Origin of the sequence: Kitasatospora sp. NPDC007106 (assembly GCF_040634455.1) — a bacterium.
Taxonomy (GTDB): Bacteria; Actinomycetota; Actinomycetes; order Streptomycetales; family Streptomycetaceae; genus Kitasatospora; species Kitasatospora arboriphila.
This window is the reverse complement of record NZ_JBEYFP010000397.1, coordinates 1-5,514: the sequence shown is the minus strand read 5'-3', so window position 1 is coordinate 5,514 and position 5,514 is coordinate 1. Positions and strand designations below refer to the sequence as shown.

Below are 5,514 nucleotides of genomic sequence, written 5' to 3'. Positions count from 1 at the left end.
GGCGACGGTGGTCGCGGTGCCGATCAGCGGGATGCCGCGGCGCCGCGCCCCGGCCACCAGCCGCTCCGGCGGCAGGCCCATCACCAGGCTGATCACCGGCGGAGCCACCTCCAGCAGGGCGTCGACCTGCTCGTCGAAGTCCGGCCGGCGCAGTTCGGTGGACGGGTCGGGCAGCCCCAGTTCGGCGTAGTACGGGTGCAGCCGCTCGACGTCCTCCGCGGTGGCGCGGGTCTCGCCCTCGCCCGGCTGCGGCACCCAGAGGTTGACCGCGAACGGCCGGGAGGTCGCGGCGCGGAGGTCCTTCACCAGCTGCGTCAGCGCGTCCGGCTGCAGGTGGTGGGCCCCGAACGAGCCGAGTCCGCCGGCCTCGGAGACGGCGGCGGCCAGGGCCACCGACGACGCTCCTCCGCCGAACGGGCCCTGCACCACCGGGTGCTCCAGGCCCACCAGCTCGCAGAACCGGCCCACGGCGCGTGTGTTCATGACGATGCGCTCCCTCGCTGTCGACGTTCCCGCCATGCTAGACGACCGGTCAACTATTCGTGGTGACCGCCCCGGAACCGGCCGTGTCGTAGGCGGGCCCTACCGTGTCCGTCCATGGGACTCTCGATCACCGTCGGCCTGCTCGACGACCTCGACCGCCACGACCCGGAGGGCGCCGCCCACCACGCCCGTGAACTCGCCGTGCTCGCCGACGCGCTGCAGGCCAAGGGCATCGACTGGCGGGAGCCCGCGCCCGCGGGCACCGGCCGCGCCGGCCACAGCGGCGGCTTCCCCTACGCACACCTGCACCACCTGCGGCGGGCGTTCGTGCTGCGCCGCCACGGCGCCGTCACCCCCGCCGCCGACACTGAGCCGGACCAGTACGACTGCGACCGCGGCGAGGTCGAGGAGGAGGCGCTGATGTTCTCCTCGCACCTGCTCTGCCACTCGGACTGCGCCGGCTACTACGTGCCCGCCGACTTCGACGACCCGGTGTTCCTGTCGGAGGAGGCCGCGGTCGCGGGTGGTGGGATGGTCGGCTCCACCGGGCAACTGCTCGCCGAACTCCGGCGCCTGGCACCGGCGATCGGCATCTGCCCGGAGACCGCGGCCGCCACCGCCGACCCCGTCGTGGCGGCGGACGACCCGTACGAGGCGGAGAAGTCCGCCTGGTACGTGCTGCACGGCGCCTGCCGGGAGAGCCTGGCCACCGGCCGCGCGATCGTCTTCCACTGAGGCCCGCCCGTCGCCGTGCCCGCCCGCGCACCCGCCCGCCCGGTCGCGGGGCCGTGGCGGGCGGCCGGTGGCGGCCGTCGGAGTGACACTCCGTCGAGTCGTGACGGGGTGTCGTCAATCAGATGCCTAGCGTGACGGGCATGACTGTAGATCGTTCCCTCGCCGCCCCGGGCGGGCCGGGTCTCGCCGGGGCGCCCCGGCGAGGCGGGCTCGCGGCGCTCTTCGTCCTGGTCCTGGCCCTGCTCACGGTCGCCGCGTCGATCACACCGGCCGCGGCCGCGCGCCGGGCGGGCGGCACCGTGTCCGTGCAGTTCGAGAACAAGAGCGACCGCGACCTCACGGGTTTCGCCATCAACGTGCCCGAGGGGTGCCTCATCCCCTTCGCACCGGCCACGATCGCGGCCGGAACCACCGCGACCTGGACGGTGGGGCCCTGCCAGTCCGCGTACGGCACCAGGGGGACGATCGACTACACCGTGCAGGGGGAGAACGGCGCGACCACCCGGATCGGCTGGGACGTGCCCTTCACGGGGCCCAACTCGTACACCGAGTCCGCGCCCACCGGGTACGTGATCGGCCACACCGGCGGCACCGACCCGCAGACCCCCGTCCACTGGACCTTCGACTGCAACTCCAAGACCTGTGACGGCATCCCCGACGCGTGGAAGCTGAACGGCGTCACCCTCGACCCGGGCGACGGCAGCGCCGCCAAGTTCATCGACCTGCCGGCGATGGGCGCCGACGTCAACCGGCCCGACGTCTTCGTCCAGCTCGACTGGATGGCCGGCACCGCACACAGCCACGCGATCGACCCCGCCGCGATCAAGAAGGTCGTGGACGCCTTCAAGAACGCGCCGTACAACAAGCGGGGGCAGACCGGCACCGGCATCAACCTGCACATCGACGCCGGACCCAACAGCATCATGAACTTCGCCACCAACACCACCTGGGGCACCCTCAGCCGGGCCAAGCAGCTCACCGAGACGACCAACCTCGGCACCAAGGTCGACGGCCTCTACCAGTGGGACGCCTTCACCGCGCTGAAGAACGCCACGGGCGGCTTCCGCAGCACCGCGCGGGGGCCGATCTTCCACTACGCGATCTCCGCCCACAACCTGGAGAGCGGCTCCCGCTCCAGCGGGATCTCCGCCGGCACACCCGGCAGCGACCTCATCGTCAGCCTGGGCAGCTTCACCAACAGCGTCGGCACCGTCGACGAGCAGGCCGGCACGCTGATGCACGAGCTCGGCCACAATCTCGGCCTGCGGCACAGCGGCAACTCGGACATCCCGAACCACGAGCCGCAGTACTTCAGCGTGATGAACTACAGCTACCAGTTCGGCCTGACCGTGGGGACGACCAAGGGCCTCCTCGACTACTCGCGGCAGAACCTGTCGCTGAACGAGACCGCCCTGGACGAGCGGGTCTACCCGCCGACCAACCCGCTCTACGACGTCAGCCACTTCTGCCCCGGCATCGACGGGACGGTCGGCAAGTTCGTCACCATCCAGTCGAGCAAGGCCGCCGTGGACTGGAACTGCGACGGCCGGATCTCCGACACCGAGGTCGGCGTCGACGTCAACGGCGACGGCAGCCAGACCGCCCTCGCCGGGCACGACGACTGGAACGCCCTCGTCCTGCGCGGCGGTGCGGTCGGCCACTCCGGCGCGGATTCGGCCGGCGTCCCGGCCCCGACGCTGGAGAACGAGGCGACCCCCGAGGACGAGGCGATGGACCTCCCCGTGGACGTCACCCCGCCGGTCACCACCGCCCGGACGAGCGCGCACCCGCACAAGGACGGCGGCCACCAGGGCGAAGGCGGCCACAAGGGCGAGGTGCGGGTCGTCCTCACCGCCACCGACGACCTCTCCGGCGTCGCCATGACCGAGTACAACCTCGACAGCAGGGGCTGGCAGACCTACACCGGCCCGATCGTGGTGACCGGCGAGGGCAAGCACCGGCTGCTCTACCGGTCCGTCGACCACGCGCAGAACCAGGAGACGGACAAGTACCTCGTCCTGCGGGTCGACCGGAACTCCGAGTGGCACCAGGAACCGACCGCCGAGCACTGAGCACTGAGCGCACGTACGGACGCCCCGGACCGGGACCTCCCGGTCCGGGGCGCCGGCATGCCGCGGGCGGAGTAGTTGACCGACCGTATACTCGCCGCATGGGACGGAGCAGCACGGCACAGGAGCGACTGCTCGACGCCGCCGGCGACCTGCTGCACACCCACGGCTACTCGGCCCTCGGCGTCGCCGAGATCTGCGCCCGGGCCGAGGTCAAGAAGGGCAGCTTCTACCACTTCTTCGCCTCCAAGCAGACGCTGACCCTCGCCGCCGTCGACGCGCACTGGACGCAGCAGCGGCAGGTCTGGCAGACCCTGCTGGGCACCCCCGGACGGCCTCCGCTGGAACGTCTGCGGCACCTGCTGGACGCCCAGGCGGCGGCGCAGCGGGCCGACAAGGCCGGCGGCGGCAGCGTCCGCGGCTGCCTGCTCGGCAACCTCGCCCTCGAACTCAGCGGCCGCGAGCCGGAGATCCAGACCCGGCTCGCCGAGATCTTCGACGAGCAGGCAGCCCTGGTGCAGGGCGTCCTCGCCGAAGCGGCCGCCACCGCGCCGGTCGCCGCCGACACCGGGACGGCCCGCGCGGTCGTGGCCCAGCTGGAGGGTGCGGTGCTGTTCGCCAAGCTCGCCGACGACCCGGCCCGGCTCGACGGCCTCTGGCCCGCCGTGCAGCGCCTCGTCCGGTCCGACTGAGCGGGGCCCCTCCGGCTCCGACTGAGCGGCGCCCCTCCGGCTCTGACTGAGCGGGGCCCTCTCCGGCTTTCGCCCGGACATGCCGTGCGCGGTCCGGCCGGGCCGTAGGCTCGACCGATGGGGACCCGGCAGGTGGACGCATCGCAGTGGCAGCAGGCCTGGACGGACGGCGGACGACGCGCCGTCCACATCGGCGACGTCGCCGACTTCAACGCCCAGTTCGTCCCGCAGAGCCCGGCCGCCCGCCGGCAGGCCCACCACTACTCCTGCCTCGCCGCCTTCTACACCCCCGACCCGGCCGCGCTGCTGCTGCCCGGCGAACCCGACGCGGAGTGGACGGCCTGGCTGGCACGGGAGTTGGCCTGGGGCCCGGTCGAGCTGCACACCGGACTCGCCGACGAGCACGGCACCGTCCGCGGCACGCTCGCCGTCCGCCCGGCCCTGTGCGAGGGCATCGAGCGGCTCGGCCTGCCCGTCCGCCCCTGGGGCCGCACCGCCGGGCCGGGCCTGGAGGCCGTCCACCACTACGAGTCCAAGGCCGCCTCGCACGAGCTCTTCGCCCGCACCGCGGCCGGGCACCCGGGCGTCCTGGTGCCCCGTCAGCGACCGGCCCGCTCGGCCCGGCGGGCCTCCCGGCTGCTCGCCGCCCTGGCCCGCCGCGGCGAGACCGCCGTCCTCAAGGCCCACCACGGCGTCGGCGGGTACGGCACCGCCGTCGTCACCCCGCGGGACACCACCGCGGCAGGCGGCGCCCGGGCGCTGCTGCGCGGCCTCGCCGCCGAGGGCGTCCTGCCGCCCGGCGGCAGACTGCTGGTGGAGGAGTACGTCCCCGGGCGGGGCCGGCTGCGGAACCTCACCTTCGACGCGGTGATCGCCGACGACGGCACCGTGCACCCGGTCGGCACCGCCGTGATGCACGTCGACGGCACCAGCTACCGGGGCGCCACCGCCGGCCCCGGCGCGGTGCCTCCGCGGGCGGCCGCCACCGCGGAGGCGTTCGGCCTCGCCGTCGGCGCCGAACTCGCCCGGGCGGGCCACCGCGGCTGGTACGACGTCGACTTCGTCACCGACCCGGCCGGTCGGCTCGCCCCGACCGAGGCCAACCTGCGGCTCACCGGCCCCGCCGTCGCCTTCGTGCTCGCGGCCCGCCTCGACGCGGTGCACGGCCCGGGCCACCGGGTCCGCACCCTGGACATGCTGCCGCTCGGCGCCCGGCTGCCGCAGCAGGCGCTGCTCGCGCACCTGTCCCAACTCGCGGAGCGCTGCGAGCGGTTCGGCGTGCGCCTGCTGCCGACGATTCCCACCGCGAGCTGGGAGGAACTGCCGACCGCGGGCGTGGCCCTGGCCGCCCGTGCCCCCGACACGGTGACGGCCCTGGACGCACTGGACGCGGCGGAGGCGGTCGTCCGGGCGGCCTGCGAGGCCCTCGCCGACCCCTTCGACGCCGTCGCCCCCGACGTGCCCGGCGTGCCCGGCGTCAGCGCCCGTCCTGCGAGGGGCCGCGCCGCCCGGCGGCCGCGCGGACGGTCACCGGG

General features: G+C 74.2%; 5 protein-coding genes. 4 read left to right on the top strand and 1 reads right to left on the bottom strand.

Translation table 11 applies throughout. The features are described 5' to 3' along the window. The coding region (locus ABZ641_RS24465) for a nitronate monooxygenase (RefSeq protein ID WP_359984920.1) at positions 1–483 on the bottom strand (483 nt) is incomplete at its 3' end. 114 nt (positions 484–597) lie between these two features. Between ABZ641_RS24465 and ABZ641_RS24460 the strand changes: the two genes are divergently transcribed. The 4 genes from ABZ641_RS24460 to ABZ641_RS24445 all read left to right on the top strand — a co-directional run. Then, complete coding sequence (locus ABZ641_RS24460; protein WP_359984917.1) at positions 598–1,218, top strand: hypothetical protein; 621 nt, start codon at positions 598–600, stop codon at positions 1,216–1,218. Between the two features lie 140 nt (positions 1,219–1,358). Beyond that, positions 1,359–3,290 (top strand): M12 family metallo-peptidase, encoded by a 1,932-nt coding sequence (locus tag ABZ641_RS24455; RefSeq protein ID WP_359984915.1) that lies wholly within the window; start codon positions 1,359–1,361, stop codon positions 3,288–3,290. A gap of 98 nt (positions 3,291–3,388) precedes the next feature. Next, a complete protein-coding gene (locus ABZ641_RS24450) occupies positions 3,389–3,979 on the top strand; it encodes a TetR/AcrR family transcriptional regulator (RefSeq protein ID WP_344623380.1) in 591 nt (196 codons plus the stop codon). Positions 3,980–4,096: 117 nt separating this feature from the next. Beyond that, on the top strand, positions 4,097–5,514 hold a 1,418-nt coding region (locus ABZ641_RS24445; protein ID WP_359984912.1), incomplete at its 3' end, for a hypothetical protein.